Raw genomic sequence first — 343 nt, 5'->3', positions numbered from 1 at the left:
GGCCAGTTCAGCGTGCCACGCAGGCGCATCTCGAGACATTCGATTCCGGCTTCCTCCATGATCTCGCGCCGCATGCACGCGGCAATGTCTTCGCCAGGCTCCATCTTTCCACCGAGACCGTTGTACTTACCCAGGTGCTGATCGTCCTGACGGGCATTGCGGTGGATCATGAGGACGCTTTGACCGTCCGGCGAGATCACATAGCCGAGCGTGGCAACGATGGGCGTATAAGGCATGGCGGTGGCAACAAGGGGGAAAAAACCCGGAGTTTACCCCCTCGCAGTGCGAAGGCGGCGTTTCGCCCCTTGCGTGGCCGGGGCGACCCGGCGAACATCGACGGATG

General features: G+C 62.1%; 1 protein-coding gene. It reads right to left on the bottom strand.

Annotation, left to right across the window (positions count from 1 at the left end; all coding sequences use genetic code 11):
- The coding region (locus tag CBX98_RS25745; protein ID WP_146192930.1) for an NUDIX domain-containing protein at positions 1 to 236 on the bottom strand (236 nt) is incomplete at its 3' end.
- Positions 237 to 343 lie beyond the last annotated feature (107 nt).

The organism is Vibrio sp. T9 (assembly GCF_003123985.1).
Taxonomy (GTDB): Bacteria; Pseudomonadota; Gammaproteobacteria; order Enterobacterales; family Vibrionaceae; genus Vibrio; species Vibrio diabolicus.
Note: the sequence above shows the minus strand (reverse complement) of the source record. Positions and strands in the feature narration are given on the sequence as shown.